A 253-nucleotide genomic window follows, 5' to 3' on the forward strand; every position below is an offset into this window, starting at 1 on the left:
TTTCGTCTTGCGAGACATGGCACGCTGGTAGCGTGCAAGCCTTTGCTGGTGCTTCCTGAAGGTGTTGAGCGGTTCGATATGACTACCATCGGACAGAGTTGCAAAGCGGGTGATACCCACGTCGATACCGACGATGCTTGTGGCCGGATGCACCGGCTGCTCAACCTCGCGCTCGGTCTGGATGCTCACGAACCACTTGCCGCCGTTGGCCGACACGGTGATGTTGCTGACTGTTCCCAGCACGTCCCGGCTG

1 protein-coding gene is annotated in these 253 nt (G+C 59.3%); it reads right to left on the bottom strand.

All coding sequences use genetic code 11. The features are described from left to right. Positions 1-253: transposase (locus IV91_RS0112920; RefSeq protein ID WP_150112496.1), on the bottom strand; the 253-nt coding region annotated here is incomplete at both ends.

Source organism: Ferrovum myxofaciens (genome assembly GCF_000735045.1).
Lineage (GTDB): Bacteria > Pseudomonadota > Gammaproteobacteria > Burkholderiales > Ferrovaceae > Ferrovum > Ferrovum myxofaciens.